The following is a 22848-nucleotide window of genomic DNA, read 5'->3' as shown; positions in this document are numbered from 1 at the left end:
TGAAACTACTTACTTATTGGCTACCGCCGAGGAGGTGTTTGCCTCCCAAACCCTAATGAAATTACCACCTAAGATTTTTTCAATTTCTTTTTTCTTGTAACCTCGTTGCAATAAAGCTTTGGTGATCAACGGATAAGTGCTCACATCATCTAAACCTTTTGGGGCAGAACCGATGCCATCATAATCAGAACCTAAGCCGACATGGTCTATGCCGGCAAGTTTTACCACATGGTCTATATGATCTAGTAGAATAGAAATAGGTGGTTCAATATCCTTTGACTCCTCTGGAAACTTTTGGTACAGAGCCGCTTTCAAGGCCATTCCATCTAACCCTTTCTCCCGCAGCTCCTTTATATCAGCTTCATGCTTGCCTATGAAAGTTTTTATTCGTTTAGAGTAGGAACTATCCAGGAACTCAGAAAAGAAATTAAGATGGATGACCCCGCCGTTTTTACCGATAGCCTTGATCTGCTCATCATTTAAGTTGCGGGGATGCGGGCAAAGTTTAGCAGCACAACTATGGGAAACCAATACTGGTTTGGTAGAAGTGGCCATGACATCCCAGAAGGTCTGCTCCCCCACATGTGATAAGTCTACCAGCATGCCTAAATCGTTCATACGGCGCACTACCTGCTTACCAAAGTCATTCAGGCCTTTGTTACCCACATAGCCGGTGCCTTTTGTTTCATCCGCAGCGGAAGAGGCCCAGGAAGTACTGTTGTTCCAGGTTAAGGTCAGGTACCTCACTCCTCGGTTATAGAGGTGATTGAGGTTGTCCAGTTTGTCTTCAATCATGTGCCCTCCCTCTACTCCCGTCAAGGAGGCAATCTTCTTTCCTTTGATGGCTTCTCGCATCTGGGCGGGGGAATACACCAGTTGTAGTTGGTCTGGGTTCCGCTTGACAATGGCTTCTAAGGTGTCAATCTGCTGGTTTGCGAAATTGAAAGCCTGTCCGGGACCGTAAGTCTCATCACAGAAGACCGCAAACACCTGCACATCCAAGCCGCCTTTCTTCATGCGGGCTAAATCTGTATGCGCTTTTCCGGTTAAATCCTGCTCCATGGATTGCCCCTCCATGACTACTTGGGACAAGACATCATTGTGGGTATCTACTAAAATGGCTTTCTCGTGGAGGGCTTGGTACGAACTGTTACAGGAGAAAAGGAATCCTAACGCGGAGAGCGCAAGCAAAGTGGAAGAAACTTTCATGGGAGCAGCAGAGATTGAAGGCTGGTTTTCGTTCCCATTTTAAGCAAAAACAGGCAGAAAGCCAACTTAGCGGCGTTTGCCTTAAATTCATGAACTAAATAGTTGGAGAGCTGCGCCGCCGCTTTGGCCGTGAATCAGCCTTTGTATCTGCCTTCTATGTTATCCATGTACTTCTGCCCGGACCCGGTATTAAGCAGCAACACTTTCTCCTGGGGGTTCAGCCAACCTTGTTTTAGTAATCTCCGGGCGGCCATCCATACGGCAGCCCCTTCGGGGGCGACAAAAAGGCCTTCTTTTCTTCCCAGTTCCCGAACTCCTTCAATCATATCTTCCTCGGTGATGGAAATAGCTGTGCCACCAGATTGCTCCAAAACCTGAAGCATCAAAGGCTCGCCTATAGGGCGGGGTACCGCTAAACCATTCGCAATGGTGGGAAGTCCGTTGTAATTTTGAGAGTTGGCATGGATACCTTCGTAGGTATCTACCAAAGGACGGCAGTTCTGGGCCTGAACCGCCACCATGCGCGGCAACCGAACGTTTTTCTTAAGCCAACCCAAGGCAATCATTTCCTGAAAGGCTTTCCAAATGCCTATTAGGCCAGTTCCTCCGCCGGCTGGGTACAAGATAACATCGGGTAACTGCCACTGCAGTTGCTCCGCGATTTCGTAACCCATAGTCTTTTTACCCTCTAGCCGGTAAGGTTCTTTTAGCGTGGAAACATCCAGCAAACGGTTATCCTGGTTTATTTTTCTTACCTCGGCGGCGCAGTCATGTATGAGTCCATCCACCAGATGGATTTCGGACCCGTACCAGTAACACTCTTCTTTAAAGGCTTTTGGCGTGTGCCGCGGCATCACCACAATGGCCGGAAGGTTGGCTTTAGCGCAATAGGCGGCCATGGCTACCCCGGCGTTACCGGCGGTGGGAATTATGCAGCCTTCGGTTCCAATTTCCAGTGCTTTAGAGATAGCCATGCTCAAGCCTCGGGCCTTAAATGATCCCGTGGGATTTTGGCCCTCGTCTTTCAAGAGCAGGTCCTCTAAACCGTAGGTACTTCCCAAGTTTTTAAGCTCCAAAAGTGGGGTAAATCCCTCACCCAAAGATACCCGGTTTTTCTCCTCTAATACCGGCAGCATTTCTTGATAGCGCCACATGGTGGCCGGCCTGTTTAGGAGGTCTTCTTTCAAAAAGGTGCCAGAAACCTCATACTGCGCTAAAAGAGGCATGCTGCAACAGGTGGACACACGTTGCAAAACGTCAAAGTCATGCTTTGTGCCGCATTTTGAGCAGGTAAGGGTAGTTATATTGCTAAGTGTGGTTTCTGTTGTTGCTGCCATAGATAAGAAATTACCTAGGCAATTAGGGCAACTACTATGACCTAAACAAATAGCTATTAGGCATAGTCTATTCCGTTTAGGAATACTGGCGTTTCATAAACTGAATAAAGTTTTTGTAAGGAGCGTTGTTCTCAGTGCCTTTCCGTTGGATAAAGTTAAAGGTCCGTTTCACCTCCAGGTCTTTTATTTTTACCTCCACCAACTCCCCAGACTCAAGTTCCTTTACCACGGCTTGGCGAGGAAGAAAAGCTAAACAGGTGTCTACGCGCACAAAATTCTTCAAAGCCTCGGTTCCGCCCAGCCGCACCCGAACGGGAAGCTGTGAGAGTTTGATTCCTTTCTGAACCAACGCTTCCTCCAGAACAGCCAGAGTACCGGACCCGGCCTCCCGAAGCGCCAATGGTATCTGGTACAAATCTTTCACTTCCAGCTCATGCTTTTTTAAAGGATTCCGATGGGAACAGACCGCGATTACTTCATCGGTGAGAAAGGGAGTGTAAGTTACCTGGCTTACTTTGTTGATGCCTTCAATAATGCCTAAGTCAATGTCGTGGTCCAGCAAGGCCTTCAGAATGTTCTCACTGTTGCGGTTCCGTAGGCTGAGCTCCACCTGAGGGTATTGCGTAAGATAGGCAGAAAGAACCGGAGGCAAGATGTACAGCGAAATGGTGGTGCTGGCGCCCAGCACTAAAGTAATCTGCGGTTGAAAGTTCTGGCTCAATGAAGGCAGTTCATGGTGCAAGTCGTTCTGGATTTGCTGCACGGCTTCCAGTTTTTGGAAAAGGAGTTGACCCGCCGGGGTAAGGCTGATAGTATTGCCATGCCGTTCAAAGAGGCCCGTTTTGTAGTAGTCTTCCAGCGCCTTTATCTGTTTACTAATGGCTGACTGGCTGATGTACAGAATCTGGCTGGCCTTGGTAAAACTGAGTTGCCTAGCCACTTCAAAAAAAACAACGTGTTTGTGCGAGATCACAGGTAAGGTAAAAGATTAACAAGGTACTTACAACCGCTCCAGGGTTAAGCGGGTACGCTCACTTTCTTCCCGGTTGCCGGTGTTAAGCGTAGAAGCAGGCTCAAACAGCAGGACACTTACTTCTTCCTCGGCCACGGGCCGGTGCTCCACTCCTTTGGGTACAATCAGAAACTCCCCTTCCTTCAACTCTATGGTTTTATCTCTGAACTCCATTTTAAACTGGCCTTGTACCACCAAAAACAATTCATCTTCGTGCTCGTGGTGGTGCCAGACAAACTCTCCTTTCAGTTTGGCAAGTTTTACGTGTTGTCCGTTCAATTCACCTACAATCCTGGGGTTCCAGTGGTCAGAGAACAGCGACAGCTTTTCAAGAAGGTTAACTTTCTGCATGGGTTTTAGGGATGCTCTTAGGTGAAGATACTAGATGAACCTTGATTTAAATGATGCTTTTAGGCCTTTTCCGCAAAAAGCCCTAAAAACAGGAAAGCCTCTCAAACAATGAGAGGCTTTCCTGTAGAAGTTTGTAGAGTTTACATCATACACCTTTGGGTTTACATGTGAAAGAAGTAGACTTAGGCAGTTGTTCCATTAAACTTTTGGCCATTTGTGATTTTGCGTTGTTTTTTCAACTTATCGGCCAAAACGTACACGTCGCCATATTCATCAGAGAATTTCTCTGCGTCATACAACACCTTGTCAATTTTAGAGTGCTCAGGCTCCTGGTCGGTGTCAAAGAGCTTGTCCCAGAAAATAGCAAGGATGGAGAGAAAGCAGCCGATAGCGAGGTAGGCTAATACCCGCATAGCGGCAATGTCGCTGTCATTGGAGGAAAACGCTATAACAAACGTGCCAGCGAAGAAACCAATGGCAATGAGGGTAGATAACTGGTCTTTTTTCATGATTTCCTGTTTTTAGTTCCCTATTGCAATTCATTGTGTAATCGCATTCTATATAACAATGCTTAGTTCATTATACGATCCATAATTACCATTGTTACAATAAAAGCTTTATTAAATACAATATTTTTAACAAATTTTTAAGCTAACCGACCAGGGTTTACGGTTCTTTCAACTTAGAATATCTTTATCAAACTCCTTTCTTTAATTTAAAAAAGATCGTCAGAAAGCTTGTTTAAGGTTAATACACACATTTACCGGCTTATTTTGTTCTTTTGCCTTGAAAAAATTAAGGGTAAATGGGAGAACTATTGTCCGTGTATCGTAGTGCATTACTTTAGGCCCCAAATTGAAGTATATGAATATTAGCCAACGCTACCAACTTTCGCTCGCCTTGCTCACCGATATGTATCAACTTACCATGGCCCAAGGCTATTGGAAGAAAGGAATGGCAGAGCAGGAAGCAGTCTTTCACCTTTATTTCCGAAAAAACCCTTTCCAGGGTGGTTATACCGTTTGCGCCGGGTTAGCCGATGTGCTGGACCTTTTAGTCAATTTCAAGGTTACCGAAGAAGACCTCGCTTATTTGAGGAGCCTCAAAGGAAGCAAAGGCCAACGCCTTTTTGAAGAAGGTTTCCTGGAGCACCTGGCTCAATTGGAATTCAGTTGCGAAGTAGACGCGGTGCCTGAAGGCACTATTGTGTTCCCCAATGAACCTCTGCTGCGTATCAAAGGCCCTATCTTGCAGTGCCAATTACTGGAGACACCCCTACTTACCATCCTGAACTTTCAAACCTTGATTGCCACTAAAGCGGCCCGCGTGGTGGATGCCGCCCAAGGGGATCAGGTACTGGAGTTTGGCATGCGCCGGGCGCAAGGACCCGACGGGGCTCTTTCGGCGGCCCGGGCTGCTTTCATCGGGGGGGTGGGTGCCACCTCCAATATGCTGGCGGGCCAGTTATTCAACATCCCGGTAAAAGGAACACATGCCCATAGTTGGGTAATGTCCTTTGACGAGGAACAGGAAGCTTTTTCGGCCTATGCCGATGTATTCCCAGATGACTCTGTATTCCTGGTGGATACTTACAACACGCTGGAAGGAATTAAAAAAGCCATTGAGGTTGCTCAACGCCTGCGCGATCAAGGAAGTGAGTTAAGGGGAATACGTTTGGATTCCGGTGACTTGGCTTACCTGAGCATTGAAGGAAGAAAGATGCTAGACGAGGCAGGGTTCCAGAACGTTTCTATTCTGGCCAGCAACGACCTGGATGAAAACCTGATTCAAAGCCTTAAGTTGCAGGGAGCCCGCATTGATACTTGGGGCATCGGCACGAAACTAGTCACGGCTTATGACCAACCCGCTTTGGGGGGAGTCTATAAATTAGCCGCCCTTCGGCAGGCAGACGGTGAGTGGGAGTATAAACTCAAGCTCTCCGAACAGCTTATCAAAGTCTCTACCCCAGGCATTCTGCAGGTTCGGCGGTTTTACAAAGGCAACGTGATGGTAGGGGACATGATTTATTCAGAGCCCTTGCAGATTTACGCCTCGGCCACCATGGTGCACCCCAACGATCCTACTCAGCGTAAGAGCTTCTCCTCAGAATGCGACCACGAAGACCTTTTGGTACCTGTCTTCCTGAGCGGAAAACAGGTGTACACCTCTCCTTCTTTGATAGATATCCAACAGCGGACCAAAAAACAAATCAGTCTCCTGCACGAGACCTACCGCCGTTTTCTAAATCCCCACATTTACAAAGTAGGCCTGGAAGAACAGTTGCACGAGATGAAAATGAACCTGATCATTGAACTCCGGAAAACAGAGCAAAGCAAAGTGTAGGGATTTATTGCCTCTCTCCCGTTTCACTTCTATTTTGTAAAAACGATAGGTAAACGGGAGAGAGTTTTACTTTAGAATGCTTTGGCTTTGGATAAAATGCCCGCCTTTTGCTTCTACATCGGCTTTGGCTTTGAGGTAGCCTTCCGGGCTAATGGCTTTGGTAGCATCTTCAATGAAATAGGTGGTGAACCCTTCCTGAATGGCATCCAAAGCGGTGAAATAAACGCAGAAATCGGCGGCTAAGCCTACCAGATACACCTGGGTTACTCCCTTCCCCCTCAGGTATTCGGCCATGGCCGTGGACTTCAGGTGGCCGTTGTCATAGAACCCGCTATAAGAGTCAATCTCAGGGTCGGTCCCCTTCCGGAAAATGGATTCTACCCGGTTCATCTCCAAAACCGGTGAAAACTCAGCCCCTGCGGTGCCTTGCACACAGTGGTCGGGCCAAAGAACTTGCTCTAATCCCTGCAACTGGGTTGTCTCAAACACTTGTTTCCCGGGGTGTTGTGAGGCAAAGCTTTTATGCAGAAGCGGGTGCCAGTCCTGGGTTGCCACGACTAGATCAAAATGCGGCTGCAAAGCATTGACAATGGGCAGAATGGTATCTCCCTCCGGCACGGCTAAGGCACCGCCAGGGATAAAGTCATTTTGAATATCTATCAGCAGAAGTGCTTTCATAGTTCTTGAAGTTCGTGCAAAAATACCTTTTTACGGCAATCCCGCTTACTTCGCAGAAAAAGCAGAGGAAAATGGTAGTAGAGGGTATATTTTAGTAAAGAGAGGTTGGCACCCTGTTATTAAGATGACCAGCATTAACATTCTTGTTTAAAGTACATTACAATTTATAATTAAAGTTCAGCTTCTTGTTTGACCCTGCCCCCTGACTAACCATTTGTAACTGGTAAGCTCCTCCAATCCCATTGGACCACGCGCATGGAGTTTTTGAGTGCTTATTCCTATTTCGGCCCCAAAACCAAACTGCGCCCCATCTGTGAAGGCAGTGGAGGCGTTCGCATACACGGCGGCGGCATCTACCCGGTTCAGGAATGTCTCCAGGGTTTCATGATCTTCGGCGATAATGGCCTCGCTGTGTTTGGAGCTGTGGCGAGCAATGTGGTCTAAAGCCTCGGTTAAATCCTGCACCGTCTTCACGGCCATCTTCAATGAAAGAAACTCCGTCCCAAAATGCTCAGTATTGGCGGTGTGCAGCAAACCAGAGGGATATGATGTTTTTAAGGCTTCATAGCTGGGCGCATCCGCGAATATCTCCACGTGCTCCGGAGCCAAGGAACTGAGTAAGTCGCTTAAATCTGCTAAACGACCTTGGTGCACCAGTAGGCAATCCAAGGAATTACAGACACTTACCCTGCGGGTTTTGGCATTATGGATGATTTTCTGGCCCTTCTCCAGATCGCCAGAGGCATCAAAGTAGGTATGCACTATTCCCGCCCCAGTTTCTATGACGGGTACTTTGGCATGCTGCCTAACGTAATCTATTAAACCCTGGCTTCCCCTAGGGATTAGTACATCCACAAACCCGATGGCTTTCAAAAGGGCTTCGGTGGCCTGCCGCTCTGGAGGCAATAAGGTGGCAACATTGGGGTTCACTCCATGCCTTTCCAGCACCTGATGGATAACGCTGATAATGGCTTTATTGGAGAATTCGGCATCGCTGCCGCCTTTCAGTAGACTAGCATTTCCGGTTTTCAGGCAAAGCGAAAACACATCAAACGTGACATTTGGGCGAGCTTCATAAATCACGCCGACCACTCCTAATGGCACGCGAACTTTGGAGAGGTGCAGTCCGTTTTCCAGCTCCTTTTGCAAAAGTACTTCCCCCAGCGGAGAGGTTAAACTCGCCACGTTTTCCAAGTCATGAGCTATGTCTTGGAGGCGAACCTCAGATAATTTTAACCGGTCAAATCTGGGGTCTTCCGGAGCCATGCGGGCCAAATCTTTCTGGTTTTCGGAAAGGAGTTGCTCTTTCTGCGCCAAAGCCTCTGTGCCTACATCTCTGATGATGGCGTTTATTTTGTCTGAAGAGAGCAGCCCTAATGATCTACTGGCGTCCTGTGTGTTTCTGAAGTAATCAATGTAGTTCATGTCTCTGATTTGGTGCTGATAAACTTCTGTTCAGTTGTAGTTTACCTCTGTTTTATAGATTAAAGGCTTAAAGCAACTCAAACCAGAATTTCAGGGTTCAGGAAGAGGTAATCATAATGCACCAAGGGTTTCTGCTTCTGCAAGCCAAGCCGTTCCTGGGCTTTATCAGAACCGTACTCGGCTATCCCGAAACCTACCTGCTGGTTTTGCTCATCTACCAGTTTCACGATGTCTCCTTTCTGAAAATCTCCGTGTATGTGAACTACTCCTACAGGAAGTAAGCTGACCGCGGTTAAAGAACCGCACAGAGCGTTCTTCGCCCCTTGGTTAATCTGTACTACCCCCTTCGCGAACGTGCCCGAATGCGCTACCCATTTCTTTTTACCGGAAGCAGACTTGTCTGGCAGAAAACGGGTGTTTTCACCCTCACCCTTCAGGAGTTTCAGAAGCACGTTTTCGGTTTTACCATTGGCAATGTGGACGGCTATACCCAATTGCGCCACTTTCCGGGCCATGTGGCTTTTGGTGATCATGCCGCCCCGGCCGAACTGTGACTTTTGAGTGGTCACAAAGGAAGAGAAACCCGTAGTGGAAGCATCTATGTCTTTGATCACGGTACTGGCCGGATCTTTGGGATCTCCGTTGTAAATACCATTCACATTGCTCAGGATCAGAAGAGCATCGGCATTCAACATGGAGGCGATGAGCCCGGCCAGTTCATCATTGTCGGTGAACATCAGCTCGGTGACGGAGATTACGTCATTTTCATTGATAATGGGAATGACGTTGTTCTGCAACAATACCCCAAAGCAATTCTTCATGTTCAGGTAATGACCTCTATCCCGGAAGTCTTCTTTGGTCACCAACACCTGCGCACATACCAAACCATGGTGGCTAAACAGCTGCGAGTACGTGTTAATGAGCTTCACCTGACCCACGGAAGCCAATAACTGACGGGCGCTTACCGCATCAGTCTTCTCGGGGATTTGAATCAAGCTTCGGCCTGAGGCTACAGCTCCGGAGGAAACCACAATGACTTCTTTTCCTTCTTTCTTTAGGGTCGAGATTTGCTCCACTAAGTGCTGCATACGGGCCTCATCGGGCATTCCGTTTTCCTGTGTGAGCACGTTGGAGCCAATCTTGACGATGATCCTTTTATAACTGAATGGCATAGGTGACACTCACTTTAAGAATAAATATTTTTAAATGGTTACTCCCAATTATTCTATATTTTTTCAAAATATTGGTCAGCTGTAAATTAATTTAAATAGAATGTAAGCATTTCTTTCAGAAAAGCATAATTAACCCCCTATAAACCTAGAGAAATTTGAAGTTATTTATCATTCCTGTTCTTGTTTAGAGCACAACCAAAAAGCCCTTGAATTTATCAAGGGCTTTTTCGTATTGAACCAACTAAGCAAATTTTAATTTTTACTGGAAGTTTTTAAAGGATGTCCTTCAAGGTCAAGTTCAACCACTTCATAACCTAGAGTCATTAGTTTTGGCAGAACAGTCTTCTTGTCCCCCACTACCAGGATGTGCATTTTATCAGCGGGTAGGTTCTTGGCGGCCAAAGCGTTTACCTCTGTTTTAGTCATTCCAGCTAAAATATTTGACTGCCTTTTCATGAAATCCTTTCTTAAATCAAACTCCACTATCTGGTCCAGGAAGTCTGCTTTCTGCCACGGGGTTTCGTAATTGCGCGCGTCTGACTGGCCAATTGAATTCTTCATAAACTGAAGTTCCTGCTCATTTAAGCCGCTTTTCTGGAAGGCTTTGATCTCCTTCATGAACTCAGCCACCGACTCAGCCGTGACATCGGCTCGCACTCCGGCATAGGCCGTGAAGTTTCCCCCACTCTTGTTTCCGCTAAACCCCGAAAAAGCGCCGTAGGTATAGCCTTTGTCTTCGCGCAGGTTCAGGTTCAAGCGACTGTTGAACCCACCCCCTAACACAAAGTTCATCAGGTTAGACTTGAAGTACTCCCCCGTAGCATCAAAAGGCAGAGCCAAGTACCCAATCCTAATCTCTGATTGCGCGGCATCCTTTTTGTCTACCAGGTAAATTCGAGTTTGGTCAATAGCTGGGGCAGCCGTTACGGTAGGAATGGAGACCTTCTTTTTCTCCCACCTTTCCAAAAAGGAAAGTTTCTGGAGAATTTCCTTTTCGCTGAGGTCACTTACGATAACCATTCGTGCCACCAAAGGAGAAAAATTGGTCTTGTAGAATTGCTTCACATCCTCCAAGGTGAGACTGCTCACACTCTCCGTTGTGCCGGAAGTGGGAATTGCCTGATAATGCTCGGGACCATAGAGAAGGGTTTGATATACATTGTGGGCTATGGAAGTGGGCTGCGTGGCTTGGTTGGCAATGCCTTCCAGTTGCTGCTTCTTCAACCGGTCAAAATCTTCCTGGCCAAACTTGGGGTGCAATAGGCGTTCTTCAACCAATTCAAGGGTTTTGTTCAGGTGTTTAGTAAGTGAGTTCACATAAATGGTCATTTCATGGGAACCGCTGTTAATGGACACACTGCTACCCATTTGGCTGAGTTGGCGCGCAATCTCCTCTGAGGTAAACTTCTCAGTGTCTTCGTTCATCATGGAGGCGGTTAGGGCACTGATGCCGGCCTTCCCAGGAGTAGCCGCTGATAACTGGTGGCCACCTTCCACTGTGATTTTGATCGTAACCGTAGGGATTTCATCAGACTTGGTGCCTATGATTTTAAGTCCGTTTTTCAATTTGGCGGTGTAATACTCCGGTACTTTGGCGGTCTTGGCGGCTCCCACAACCGGTCGCTTGCTCCGGTCAAAAGAATCAACTGCTTTGGTGTATTTTAATTGGCTGAAATCTTGCGGAGGGCTCGTAGGCGGTTTAGTGTTCATGGAGAAATTATCAGCCCTTGCTATTAGTTTTTCTTCTCCTTTGGGCACCACACTCAGAATTACACTAGGCTTTTCTTTCAAGTATTGATTATACACTCTCAACACGTCCTCTCTAGTAACGGCCTGTATGTTGCGCAACGTTTCCTGCAGGTAGTTGGGAGTATTTTGAAACGTCTCAAACAAAGCCAATTGGAAAACCTTTCCATTTACGCTTGCTAATCGGTTGATCAGGCTAGCCTCCGCAGAAGCCTTGTACCGGATCAGATCATCGTCCGTAATCCCCCTTTCCTCAAAGGAAGCAATGGATTTTCGTAAAAGATCCTCCGTTTGGGAGAGCGAAGCATTTGGCAGGGCTGTGATGGAGATATGGAACTCTCCCGCCAGTTCCCCGCCAGAATTGTAGGCGTACGCAGATATTGCCTTCTGGTCTTTTACGAACGTTTTGTAAAAAATAGAGCTATTTCCCTGGCCCAGCACTTGGGCTAACACAGAGAGAGCGTTCTCATCTTTGTGCCCGCCTGGCACCGTAGGAAAAGACATGCGCAGCATCGGAAACCGCACATTATCCTGGTAAGATACGTACCGGTCTTTGTCTAAGGTGGGAAGAATTGGTTGCACATCTTCTACTTCAGGACCAGAAGGGATAGACCCAAAGTATTTTTCCGCTAATTTAATTACTTCGGCAGTCGTCACGTCCCCACCCACCGACAAGGTAGCATTGTTTGGGCCGTACCAGCGCAGGAAAAAGTTTTTGAGATCCTGGACGTTCACCCGGTTAAGATCCTCTACGTACCCAATCACAGGCCAAGAATACGGATGCCCGGGTGGGTACATGGTTTGGTCTATGATCTCAGAGGCACGCCCGTACGGTTGGTTGTCTACCCGTTGCCCCCTCTCATTCTTCACGGTTTCGCGCTGCACCTCAAATTTCTGTTGGGTCACTGCATCCAGCAGGAAGCCCATGCGATCAGCCTCCAGCCAGAGAGCCGTTTCCAGGTGATTGCTGGGCATGGTTTCATAGTAATTGGTGATATCCCGGTAAGTGCCTCCGTTCATGGTGCCGCCTGCCTCAGACACAATCTTGACGTGCTCCTCATCCGCTAAATGGTCGGTGCCCTGAAACATCATGTGCTCAAAGAAATGGGCGAAGCCAGATTTTCCCACTTCCTCCCTGGCTGATCCAACATGGTACGTCACATCCACGTGCACTACTGGGTCAGAATGGTCTTCGTGCACAATCAAGGTCAAGCCGTTGGCTAGTTTATACTTCTCAAAAGGAATGGTGAACTCATCTCCTTTTTTGGTGACCTTCTCAATGAGCTTCGTTTGGGCCTCAGCCGTAACCAAAGTCCCGACTACAAGCAGAACGCTTATTCCAATTCTATGTAACATAAGGTTGATTTCTAGATTTTAACTTCAATGAAATGCCAGGCCATCTCCTACTTTGAAGCAAGAATGGCTTAAACAGGCTGAAAACGGCACTTTAATGCTTTACAGGTTAGATGTGTTTTCTCAGTAACCTGGGTTGGGAGCAAGGCCGGCATCTATGCTGCTTCTGGGAAAAGGCATCACATACTTCTCGGTTCCGCCCGGGGCTGAACTTTCCAGTAGGGTGGGTTTCTTAGCCGTTATTATGAAAGTAGGGTCAACGGTTTCGTACCGGATCAAGTCAAACCAATCTTCCCCATTTTCCGTGGCTAACTCCATCACCTTCTCTACCCTAATGGCTTCCAGTAACTCTGCTTTCGTGATAGTGGCAGGGTAAGGATCTGCCCCTGCCCGGGCTCTCACCTGGTTCAAGGCTTCTAAGGCATTAACCATTGATCCGCTTCTAGCTTCCGCCTCGGCATAAATCAGGTAAACTTCTGCCATTCGCATGTGGAAGTACGTGCTCTTGGTAGGGCCACCTGGGAAAGGGAATTTCCCGTTCATAGGGAAGCAAACATTGGGGGCAAAGCAGTGCACACTGTCCGTCAAGGTTATTCTTCCTTTGTCCAGCTTCACGGAGGTGCCACCAATCAACACGCTTTGTTCCTTAAGACTTTTCACGTAAGGCGATATGGCGTACTGGGCAAAGAAAAAGTACAGGTTGTCCATACCCACGGAGGAGGTTTCGTTGGTGGCCACGGAGAAAAGCGCTTCTTTGGAGTTGAAGGAGGCCGGAATAGGCGCAAATACTTCATTGAAGGTAGGCACCAATTCATACGCATCTGCCCTATCGTCTATGATCTGCTTGGCCGTGGCGGCAGCTCCCGCAAAGTCTTGGTGGAATAGTTGCACTTTCGCTTTTAATGCTTTAGCTGCCACGCTACTGGCAAAATAATGCTGTTTGAAGGCTGGCGCTTCAGCAATGGCTTCCTCTAGGTCTTTCAGAATATAGGTGTACACGTCTTCCACCCGGTCGCGAGGGAAAATCTCGGCAGAACGGGAAGGTTCCTTTTTAAGCGTAATACCCAAGGGCGAGTTCTTGTCCCAGAACTGCCCGAAACACCGTAACAAATAAAAATGGCCTAAGGCTCTATTGTATTTGGCTTCCCCAATGATTTCCGTTCTGCGGTTGCCTGCAAAACCCGTGTTGGGCAAAGCACTTACCCGGTCAATCACCCAGTTGGCCCGGTTGATCATGTTATACAGACCAGAATGGATGTTGGAGGAGAAATTGTCATGGGCTTTGATGTCATTCCGCTGGTAATCAGTGACCGGGTTGGTGGGGGTAGCCACCGATGACACGCCTAATTGGGAGGTGATGGTAGCCATATACGGCATAAAATCTCCCTGGTAATAGCTGTTGTATACCCCGTTTAAGGCCAACTCAGCGGAAGGGGCATCGGTGATCACGGTGTTTGAATCCAGCATGTATAGAGGGTCAATGTCTTCCACATCCTGCATGAGGCCACAAGCTCCCAGGAACGTAGCCCCTAAAAGGAAAATATAGGTATAGGTTTTCATGGTCTGAGGTTTAAAAGCCAATGTTGATTCCGAAGGAGATAACGCGCGAGAAAGGATAGCCTTCCAGGTCTCTGCCGTTGTCAATGGTGGAGTTGCCCACCGGACGCTCTGAGGTAACCGCTTCCGCATCTAAGCCCGGATAGTTGGTGATGCTGAAAATATTGGAGGCCGCCACAAACACCTGCGCCCTTGTGATGTACGCCTTGCTGAACATTTTCTCTGGGAAGGTATAAGCCAACTGCACGTTCTTCAGCTTCAGGTAATCGGCTTTCAGCACATTGGCGGTGGAGGTGCGGCGGTTATCATTGGGGTCGTCTAGAATGACTCTTGGGAATTCTGCATCTGGGTTTTCAGGGGTCCAGGCGTCATACACCTGATCTCTCAACACATTGCTGGAACCTGAATGGAAGGTTTCCCCGGTAAGCCATTCCTTGGAGTTGCCGGCGGCGTACGTGAAGAGGAAGGAGAAATCAAAGCCTTTGTAATTGATGTTGTTGTACCAGCCGCCATAATAATCGGGTTGAATGTATCCGATGATGGTGCGGTCATCGCTGGTGATGCGGCCGTCTGGTACGCCGTTGGGGCCACTTATGTCTTTGTATTTATAATCGCCTGGCGAGGTTTTCTCCACCTGGTAAAAAGCGCCTCCACCCGCTTGGGCTTGGGTGTTGAGGGCATTAATCTCATCAGCCGTCTGGAAGATGCCTTCTACCACATAGCCCATGATGAAACCAAGGGGCTCCCCTTCCCGGATGTTTCCGTTTCCGCCCCCGGAAAATACATAGCCTCCGTTTAGACTGGTGACTTCATTTTTGATGCGGGAATAGTTGAACGTGGAAGACCACCTAACCATGGGCGTTCTGATGATGTCGCCCCCAATCTGGACTTCGTAGCCCAGGTTCTGGAGATCGGCCCGGTTCTGAATTTGCTGCCCAAAACCCAATTGCCCGGGTATAGGCGCATACGTCAACAAGCCGTTGGTCTTTTTGGAGAAGAACCCTATCTCCCCAAAGATCCGGTCCTGGAACAAACCAAACTCCAACGCCACGTCTACCTGCTTGGTGGTTTCCCACTGAATGTCGCGGTTAGGTACTCCCAAAGGCGCTAACCCATTCTCTCCGTTGTACCGGAAACCGGCCCCAAAAAAGGTCTCGTACAGGAATCCGGCAAAGTTGGCATTTCCTGTTTTCCCCACACTGGCCCGCAGCTTCAGGTTGTTCACTACCGGGAAGTCAGCCATGAAGGGCTCGTTGTGTACCTTCCACCCCACAGCGACTGAAGGGAAGAACCCCCATTTGTTTCCGGGACCAAACTTGGAAGAACCGTCATATCTACCTGTGAGCGTTAAGAGGTAGCGGTCCCGTAAACCATAGTCCACCCGCCCGAAATAGGAGTTCAGCCCTCCTTCCACTTTGGTATTAGTTACAGGCATGGCCTTGTTCGCTGAGCCTGGGTTCGTCAACACTTCATCATCGGGAAAATCAAGGTACTCCCGGCCCGTTACCTCGTCGATACTGTTAAACCAGGAAGCTCCCACCACCGCATTTACAGAATGGATTTCCTTGAAGGTTCTGAGGTAATTGAAGGTGTTGTCAAAGGTGAGGCTGGTAGAAGTGAAGTCATTCTGGAAGAGCTGTGCTTGTCCCAAAGGCATTCTCAGACGTTTGGGCGTGAAGTTGTTCTGGGCACTGGCCAGTTCCCCCACGTTCACGGAGGTTCTGAACTTTAGGCCCTCCAGGAGTTTCACTTCCATGAATCCGTTCGCCAATATGTTGCGGGCAATGCCTTCGTTTTTCCTGGTGTTCTGCATTACCGGGTTGATGAGGTTCAACCCCGAGGTGTTGCCGGTGTAGTAATCTCCGTTTTCATTATAGATTGGGAAATCTGGCCTAAAATTGATGACACTGGAAATACGGTCCAGTCCGGCATTAAAGGTTTTGGAATGGGAGTAATTGGCCGTAGCCCCAAAGGATAGCCGTTCGTTTACCTTGGTGTCTACCGTCAACCGGATGCTGTATCTTTTCAGCCCTGATTTTTTCACTAACCCCTCCTGATCAGCAGACGAGACCGACAAGGCATAAGCAGCATTGTCAGAGCCGCCCCTGATGGAAATGTTGGCTTCCTTGATGCTGGCATTCTCCTCCAGAAGTTCATTCATCCAATTCGTATTCCCCGGACCGGGCTTTTGAGGGCCATTCAGTTGGGTCAGGTAACTTGCGAACTCGGTAGCGTTCAGCATGTCATAGGTATTCGCTACCCGTTGAAAGGAATGGGTGTAGTTGAAGTTGAGCGTTGGCTTCTGCCCGAATTTTCCTCTTTTAGTGGTGACAATGATGACGCCGTTGGCTGCCCTGGCGCCGTAGATACCCGCCGCCGAGGCATCTTTGAGGATGTCAATACTGGCGATATCGTTGGGGTTTAGAGTTAATAGAGGGTTCTCGCGCGGGGTGAAGGAAGCCGCTGAGTTCTCCCCAAACTGCTGGACTTTGAGGATGGGCACACCGTCAATTACGTACAATGGTTCATTGTCCCCCGTAAGCGTTTGGGCTCCCCTGATGTTGATGGTAGCCCCTGAACCCGGCGCCCCGGAATTCTGCATGACCATTACACCCGTTGCCCGGCCCGTTAGCAGTTGGTCAAAGCTTTGTATCCCGGAGATTTGCAGATCTTCAGCCTTAATAGTTGCGATGGAACCGGTTAAATCTTTCTTCTCCACGGTGCTATACCCAAGGACCACCACTTCGTTGAGGGTGGTCTGGTCAGGGGTTAGCTGCACGTCTAAGATGGTTCTCCCGTTCAGGGCAACTTCCGCTTTCTGGAATCCCAGGTAAGAAAAGGTCAACGTAGCCCCTTCAGGGACGGTAAGCCGGAAGGAGCCGTCCCCTTCGGTCATGGTGCCTCTGGTAGTGCCGTTAATGCTGATGCTCACCCCAGGCAAAGGTCCGCCTTTTGCATCTGACACGCGACCCGTGACAGGAATGTCTTTTTGCTGCCCAACAGAGGTTGCCACCTCACCCTTGGGGGAGAGTTTGGCAGCAGGTACCTCGGTTGGAACAGCTTCTGCATCAACAGACATGTAGCTGGTTTTATCTTTTTTTGGGGAAATGGCATAAAAACCCTCCCTTACTTTTCTGTAGGTAAGCCCTGTTTTAGAAAGCACCTCGTCTAAGGCCTCTTCTACCGTTCGGTGGTTGGCAACGGGTAGTACCGTTTTCCCTGCCACTAATTTGCTCTGGTAGAAGAAAGAAACCCGGTAGGTTTTTTCCAGCTGTTTTAGGCTCGTTTCAAGTTTTTGGGGCTGCAAACCCCGGTCCCCTTTAGAAGGTCCCAACCGTACGGCGGGTATTGAGGAAAATTGGGGCGCCTCCTGCGCAAACGACAGGGGGTTGGTACTTGCCCAGACAAAAAGCAGCGGTAAAAAGTAGATTTTCTGCATAGCTTAAAGCTCAAAGGGTTGAGAAAGTATAGGCAATAGAAATCCAGGTGCGTTTTGGCGCACTAATCAGAAAGGTATTTTTCAGTTATTTTTTAGAAATAAGTAAGCGTTTTTTCTCCTGGGTGATATCCACTCCTAACGTTTCACCTAAAGCCGCTAGCAACACCTGCACATTGTCATTCGGCACCAGACCAGTCACCAACGTGGTTAAGAATTCTTCATCCTGCACTACTACCTCGTACCCGTAGGTTTCCCGCAGCATCTCCACAATTTCCCGGACAGGTGTGTTCTCAAATACCATCTGGGGCGCCTGCCAGGAGGTGTATTTCTCAGGTTTTACCGCCTTTTTGCTAACCTTTCGGGTGGTCGTGTTTACCTCAATTAAGTCTCCGGGTTTTAATAACAGGCTTTGAGGCTTGTTTTCTGATGTGCTTTCCACGTGTAGCCGGATGCTTCCTTCACGCAACACCACTTGGGTGCCGCTTTGCCGTTTCTTCACGTTGAACTCAGTGCCCAACACTTCCACCGTTACCCCATCAGAGGTATGGACCAGAAACTTCTGGTGGTTTTTCGTGTGCTGCACTGAAAAGAAAGCTTCCCCCGTTAACCAAACTTCCCTTTCTGAGTCTGAGGACCATTCCTTGGCGGAGCGCATGGAGGATTTTCCGTTCAGCACTACTTTAGACCCATCGGGGAGCATGATGATGTGGCGCTCGCCAAAGGCGGTTTCATATACTTTGTCTTGATTGATAGAGAACTGGTATATTCCTAAAACACTAGCTGTAAGAATTAAGAAAATAGCCGCCACTTTTAGCCACAAAGATTTTGGTGAAGGGCTAGTAACGGGTTTAAAAGACGAACTCTTTCTTCCTTCATCAGAAAGCTTTTGATGGATGCCAGCAAGCATTTTATTTTCGAGGCTTACCCGATCCTTTTCAGAGTAGCTATCCAGAATGTCTCCATTGGCTTCAAATGATGTGTACCAACGCTCCACCTCTTGCTTTTCTTCAGGGGTGCAGTTATTGGCCAGGTACTTATCAATCAAATGGGGAGAGATTCTGTTGCTCATTCTAGTTTACCAGCTTTTGTGTAAATGGCTGGTATACTTCTATGACACCTGTGCGCATCACAAACCGCCACTGGTTTTAAAAATAATTTAACTTATAATAGCATGGACCTTGAAACAGGTTACTTAGAAAAACCTAGGAGGCAAAAGCCTCATTGATGACTTGCTGGTTGAGCGGATTATTTGAGTAGGGAATATTAATTCCTTTTTGCAGGCTACTTTCCCAAAAAGGGGTTAAAAGCGGTAATGGGCAGGTACTTACATTACCTAAAGATGATCTATCCTAGGATTTGGAAGAAAAGAATCAGTAGGAAATAATCTTGGAGGTGCAGCCGCAAATAAGACAGGGCTTTCTTCAGTTGTTTCTCCACGGTTGAGACCGGTCTTTGAAGGTGCTGTGCTACTTCCTGCACAGATAGGTGTTGCTCGCGGTTTAAGAGGTAAACCTCACGGTTTCTTTCCGGCATTTGCTCCACATGTAATTGGAGGGCTTGCGCCAGTTCATTGAATTCAACGGACAGCTCCACATGGTGGTAAGTTTCTTCATGGAGAGAAGTAGCTTGGTGAACATGCTTCTGTTCAGTGGCTTTTTGACGTAGGCAATTGAGAACCTTGTTCCTAACCGCTGAGTGCAAATAACCGGTTAAAGATTGGCTTATTTCTAATTGATGCCGTGAACTGTACAAGTAGACAAATAAGTCCTGCACCAATTCTTCACAAGCTTCTTTGTCTTGCAGACGTTTGTACGCGGCGTTGAACAGTTGTTTCCAGTGCTTGCGGTAAAGGGTGTTAAAAGCTTCTATATCATCTTGCCGGATCAACTCCCAAAGTTGCTCATCGGGTAAAGAAGACATATAAAGCACACGTGCCTGCATGGATTCTGAAGAATATTATAATCTAATATTATATTTTATCTTATGTAAATCAAATAATTGTTAAAATATTAAAAACAGGTTATAATATTGTTAAATTAAACAATAGTTCTTTAATAAACTTTTAATTTTCCATCCCTAGTATTCATCAAATAATGATTTTGGACTGAAAATAAGGCAAAACCTCTGCCTTGAAAGTTATTGATTAACAGGGTTTAAGTTTGTGTAAAACGATGAAAGGGTAATCATCTCTTCACGAAAGTTGGCTTGTACCTTAAAAAGAAACACCCCGGCAGGGCTACTTTTATAAAAGTAGCCCTGCCGGGGTGTTGGTTATCCTTTATTTACTTTGAACTTTATTTTGACTTGAATTCCTGAATGAAATTCCGGGTGAAATCAGATAATACAAGTGTTCCGCTAATGCCTGCCCTATCCACCAAAAGTTTATCCCAGTGTTCTGTTCCTTGCCAAAATACCTGTTTAAGAGCAGTTAAAGCATCAGGGCTGTAAGAAGCAAGTTTAGCCGCAAAGGCATGAACGGCAGCGTCCATTGCCTCCGTAGTTTCGAACAATTGGGCGTATAAGCCTTTCTCCTGGGCCCAAGCCGCAGACCTGAACTCGCCGGCATCTAAAGCTAATTGCGAGAAAGCAGACAAACCTATCTTCCGCTCTACGGCCGGACCTACTACAAAGGGCCCGATACCCACGGCTATCTCACTCAACTTCACCGAGGCTTGCTGCGTGGCAAAACAGTAATCGGTGGCGGCCGCTACACCCACTCCGCCCCCAATGGCTTTGCCCTGTACTCTTCCGATTATGATTTTCCCGCAGGTACGGCAAGCATTGATTACTTTGGCGAAACCTGAAAAGAACTCCAAGCCCTGTTCCTTGTTCTGGATGGCGATTAGTTCATCAAAGCTGGCACCAGCGCAAAAGGTACGTTCCCCTTCACTTCTTAGCACGATGACCTTCACTCTATCATCCTGACCAGCCTGTAATATGGTCTGGGCCAATTGGTTCAACAAGGTACCTGGCAAGGAATTATGGGAAGGGTGGAAAAAGGAAATAGTACCAACACCTGCTTCGGTAAAGGTGATCTCTACATTACCTGTTTGGTTCATTATGTTCACGTCTATTTGAAGAGTAGAAATATTGGGTTAAAGAAAGGCCTTTGGATTAGGGGCTAGTTTATCAAAGAAGACCTAAAACTAAGGGCCTGTTGTAATTTATGCCTGGTCTAATTTCTTCACCATGGTCATGATAGTGGCAATGGCTACGGTGTCGCCGGTTTCATCCGTCACATCCACAAGCCATTTCACAATGCCTTTGGCTACGTCTTCTTCGCTGCGTTTTTCCTGGGCTACTTTTTCTTTCACCGTCAACTTCACCCCAATGGTCATGCCCGGGTACACCGGCTTGGTAAAGCGGCAGTTTTCCAATCCGTAGTTCAAGAGCACTGGGCCTTTCTTGGGATCGACAAACATACCGGCCGCTTTGGAAAGGATGTAGTAGCCGTGGGCTACGCGGCCCGTGAATAAAGTACCTTCCAAAGAAGTGGCATCTACGTGGGCGTAGAAATGGTCACCAGAAACGTTGGCGAAGTTGGTGATGTCTGCTTCTGTTACCGTATGCCGGTGCGTCACCCAGGTTTCGGAGATCTCCAGTTCTTCAAAATGTTTCCGGAAAGGATGTACGTCTTTTTCAATCTGCTTGGCGCCTTGTTGGTACACCCCGGTAATGGCGGTGATCATGGTGGGAGAACCTTGAATAGCCGTCCGTTGCATAAAGTGCTTCACGCCGCGTACGCCGCCCATCTCTTCGCCACCGCCAGCCCTACCCGGACCACCGTGCGTCAGCATGGGCATAGGTGAACCGTGGCCGGTGCTTTCTTTTGCGCAGGCATTGTCTAAGACCAAAATACGTCCGTGGTGCGTGGCCGCCCCGATCGCAAATTCCTGAGCGATTACCGGGTCTGCCGTGGCGATGGAGGAAACCAAAGACCCCTTCCCCATTTTGGTTAACTCGATGGCTTCGTCCAGGTTCTTGTAAGGCATAAGCGTGGCAACTGGACCAAATGCTTCTACCTCGTGGGTGTTGGTGAACCGGAAAGGCTCGGAATTGAGCATGACGATAGGTGATATAAATGCCCCTTTCTCCTGATCGGCCCCGATGAGGTTGACCTTGTCCAGATCACCGTAAATAATAGGAGTTTGTTTAGCCAGTTCTTTCACCTGCTCGCGCAGCTTCTGCAACTGCTCCCGTCCCACCAAGGAACCCATGCGTACTCCCTCGGCCTGCGGATTACCAATAGCTGTTTTTGAGAGCTCTTTTCCTAAAGCAATCTGCACATCTTCTACCAGCTTCTCAGGGACGATGGCCCGCCGGATGGCCGTACATTTCTGACCCGCCTTAGCGGTGATCTCCTTCCGGATTTCCTTGATGAACAGGTCGAACTCAGGGGTGCCGGGCACCGCATCCTCGCCTAAAACGGAACTATTCAGAGAATCGGCTTCCATGGTAAACGGCACGGCTTCCTGGATGAGCCTTGGGTGCGCCTTAAGCAAACGGCCAGTATGGGCAGAACCCGTGAAGGTTACCACATCCTGGTACGTAACATGGTCCAGAATGCCTTCGCCAGTACCCGTGACTAGTTGTAAGGCACCTTCGGGCAACAGATTGGAGGCGATGATTTCCCGGACTACGGCTTCTGTCAAAAATGCCGTGATGGGCGCAGGCTTTACAATGGCCGGCATGCCTGCCAGCAGGTTCACTGCTATTTTCTCCAACATTCCCCACACCGGAAAGTTATAGGCGTTGATGTGCACCGCCACGCCTTCTTTAGGCACCAGAATGTGGTGGCCCATAAACGTGCCCCCCTTTGATAAACCAATAGGTTCATCCTCCACAAAGTAAGGCTTGTCTGGGAATTGCTTGCGCAAGGAGGCATATGCAAACAGGTTACCTATACCACCTTCAATGTCAACCCAGCTATCGGCGCGGGTGGCCCCGGTACGGTAACTTAGTTTATAAAAATCTTCTTTCTTAGACTGCAGGTGCAGTGCCAGGGCTTTCAGCATCCGGCCGCGTTCCTGAAAGGTCATCTTCCGGAGGGCTCGGTTTCCCTTGGCCCGGGCGTACTCCATCATGGCGTTGAAGTCTAAACCTCCGCTGTAGGCCAGGCAGATGAACTCACCGGTGACCGCGTCCACAATTTCGCTTTCCTTGCCTGAACCAGGCGTCCATTGGCCTAAAGCGTAATTCTGCAATACTGCGTCCATATGATTGCTC

General features: G+C 48.2%; 16 protein-coding genes. 1 reads left to right on the top strand and 15 read right to left on the bottom strand.

Annotation, left to right across the window (positions count from 1 at the left end; genetic code table 11):
- Nucleotides 1-9 precede the first annotated feature (9 nt).
- The 5 genes from ACW9SV_RS12365 to ACW9SV_RS12345 all read right to left on the bottom strand — a co-directional run bounded on the left by ACW9SV_RS12365 (nt 10) and on the right by ACW9SV_RS12345 (nt 4418).
- On the bottom strand, nt 10-1209 hold the full coding sequence (locus ACW9SV_RS12365; protein WP_479557077.1) for a dipeptidase: 1200 nt from the start codon (nt 1207-1209) through the stop codon (nt 10-12).
- Between the two features lie 134 nt (nt 1210-1343).
- Nucleotides 1344-2546 carry a threonine synthase gene (locus tag ACW9SV_RS12360; RefSeq protein WP_479557076.1) on the bottom strand — a complete coding sequence of 401 codons (1203 nt, stop codon included), beginning with the start codon at nt 2544-2546 and terminating at the stop codon, nt 1344-1346.
- A gap of 76 nt (nt 2547-2622) precedes the next feature.
- Entirely contained in the window at nt 2623-3486 is an 864-nt protein-coding gene (locus tag ACW9SV_RS12355) for a LysR substrate-binding domain-containing protein (RefSeq protein ID WP_479557075.1), read from the bottom strand.
- 60 nt (nt 3487-3546) lie between these two features.
- Nucleotides 3547-3909 carry a cupin domain-containing protein gene (locus tag ACW9SV_RS12350; protein WP_479557074.1) on the bottom strand — a complete coding sequence of 121 codons (363 nt, stop codon included), beginning with the start codon at nt 3907-3909 and terminating at the stop codon, nt 3547-3549.
- A 182-nt stretch (nt 3910-4091) separates the two neighbouring features.
- Nucleotides 4092-4418 (bottom strand): hypothetical protein, encoded by a 327-nt coding sequence (locus ACW9SV_RS12345; RefSeq protein WP_479557073.1) that lies wholly within the window; start codon nt 4416-4418, stop codon nt 4092-4094.
- 355 nt (nt 4419-4773) lie between these two features.
- Between ACW9SV_RS12345 and ACW9SV_RS12340 the strand changes: the two genes are divergently transcribed.
- A complete protein-coding gene (locus tag ACW9SV_RS12340; protein WP_479557072.1) occupies nt 4774-6252 on the top strand; it encodes a nicotinate phosphoribosyltransferase in 1479 nt (492 codons plus the stop codon).
- Between the two features lie 66 nt (nt 6253-6318).
- On the opposite strand, the gene pncA is transcribed toward ACW9SV_RS12340, so the two are convergent.
- The 10 genes from pncA to paaZ all read right to left on the bottom strand — a co-directional run bounded on the left by pncA (nt 6319) and on the right by paaZ (nt 22838).
- On the bottom strand, nt 6319-6930 hold the full coding sequence (pncA, locus tag ACW9SV_RS12335) for a bifunctional nicotinamidase/pyrazinamidase (protein WP_479557071.1): 612 nt from the start codon (nt 6928-6930) through the stop codon (nt 6319-6321).
- Between the two features lie 177 nt (nt 6931-7107).
- Nucleotides 7108-8355 carry a glutamate-5-semialdehyde dehydrogenase gene (locus ACW9SV_RS12330; protein ID WP_479557070.1) on the bottom strand — a complete coding sequence of 416 codons (1248 nt, stop codon included), beginning with the start codon at nt 8353-8355 and terminating at the stop codon, nt 7108-7110.
- A 77-nt stretch (nt 8356-8432) separates the two neighbouring features.
- The gene (gene proB / locus ACW9SV_RS12325; RefSeq protein ID WP_479557069.1) at nt 8433-9527 is read right to left on the bottom strand and encodes a glutamate 5-kinase; all 1095 of its coding nucleotides are present in this window, start codon (nt 9525-9527) and stop codon (nt 8433-8435) included.
- Nucleotides 9528-9779: 252 nt separating this feature from the next.
- Nucleotides 9780-12629 carry a M16 family metallopeptidase gene (locus tag ACW9SV_RS12320; protein WP_479557068.1) on the bottom strand — a complete coding sequence of 950 codons (2850 nt, stop codon included), beginning with the start codon at nt 12627-12629 and terminating at the stop codon, nt 9780-9782.
- Between the two features lie 120 nt (nt 12630-12749).
- The gene (locus tag ACW9SV_RS12315) at nt 12750-14186 is read right to left on the bottom strand and encodes a RagB/SusD family nutrient uptake outer membrane protein (protein WP_479557067.1); all 1437 of its coding nucleotides are present in this window, start codon (nt 14184-14186) and stop codon (nt 12750-12752) included.
- Nucleotides 14187-14196: 10 nt separating this feature from the next.
- Nucleotides 14197-17622 (bottom strand): SusC/RagA family TonB-linked outer membrane protein, encoded by a 3426-nt coding sequence (locus ACW9SV_RS12310; RefSeq protein WP_479557066.1) that lies wholly within the window; start codon nt 17620-17622, stop codon nt 14197-14199.
- Nucleotides 17623-17707: 85 nt separating this feature from the next.
- A complete protein-coding gene (locus tag ACW9SV_RS12305; protein ID WP_479557065.1) occupies nt 17708-18691 on the bottom strand; it encodes a FecR family protein in 984 nt (327 codons plus the stop codon).
- A 275-nt stretch (nt 18692-18966) separates the two neighbouring features.
- On the bottom strand, nt 18967-19542 hold the full coding sequence (locus ACW9SV_RS12300) for an RNA polymerase sigma factor (protein WP_479557064.1): 576 nt from the start codon (nt 19540-19542) through the stop codon (nt 18967-18969).
- 374 nt (nt 19543-19916) lie between these two features.
- Nucleotides 19917-20681, bottom strand: coding sequence for an enoyl-CoA hydratase/isomerase family protein (locus ACW9SV_RS12295; RefSeq protein WP_479557063.1), 765 nt, complete (start codon nt 20679-20681; stop codon nt 19917-19919).
- A 105-nt stretch (nt 20682-20786) separates the two neighbouring features.
- On the bottom strand, nt 20787-22838 hold the full coding sequence (gene paaZ / locus ACW9SV_RS12290) for a phenylacetic acid degradation bifunctional protein PaaZ (RefSeq protein WP_479557062.1): 2052 nt from the start codon (nt 22836-22838) through the stop codon (nt 20787-20789).
- Nucleotides 22839-22848: the final 10 nt, after the last annotated feature.

The organism is Rufibacter sp. JT20002, from assembly GCF_056491185.1.
The sequence above is the reverse complement of the archived record's forward strand: the minus strand, read 5'-3'. Positions and strand labels throughout refer to the sequence as shown.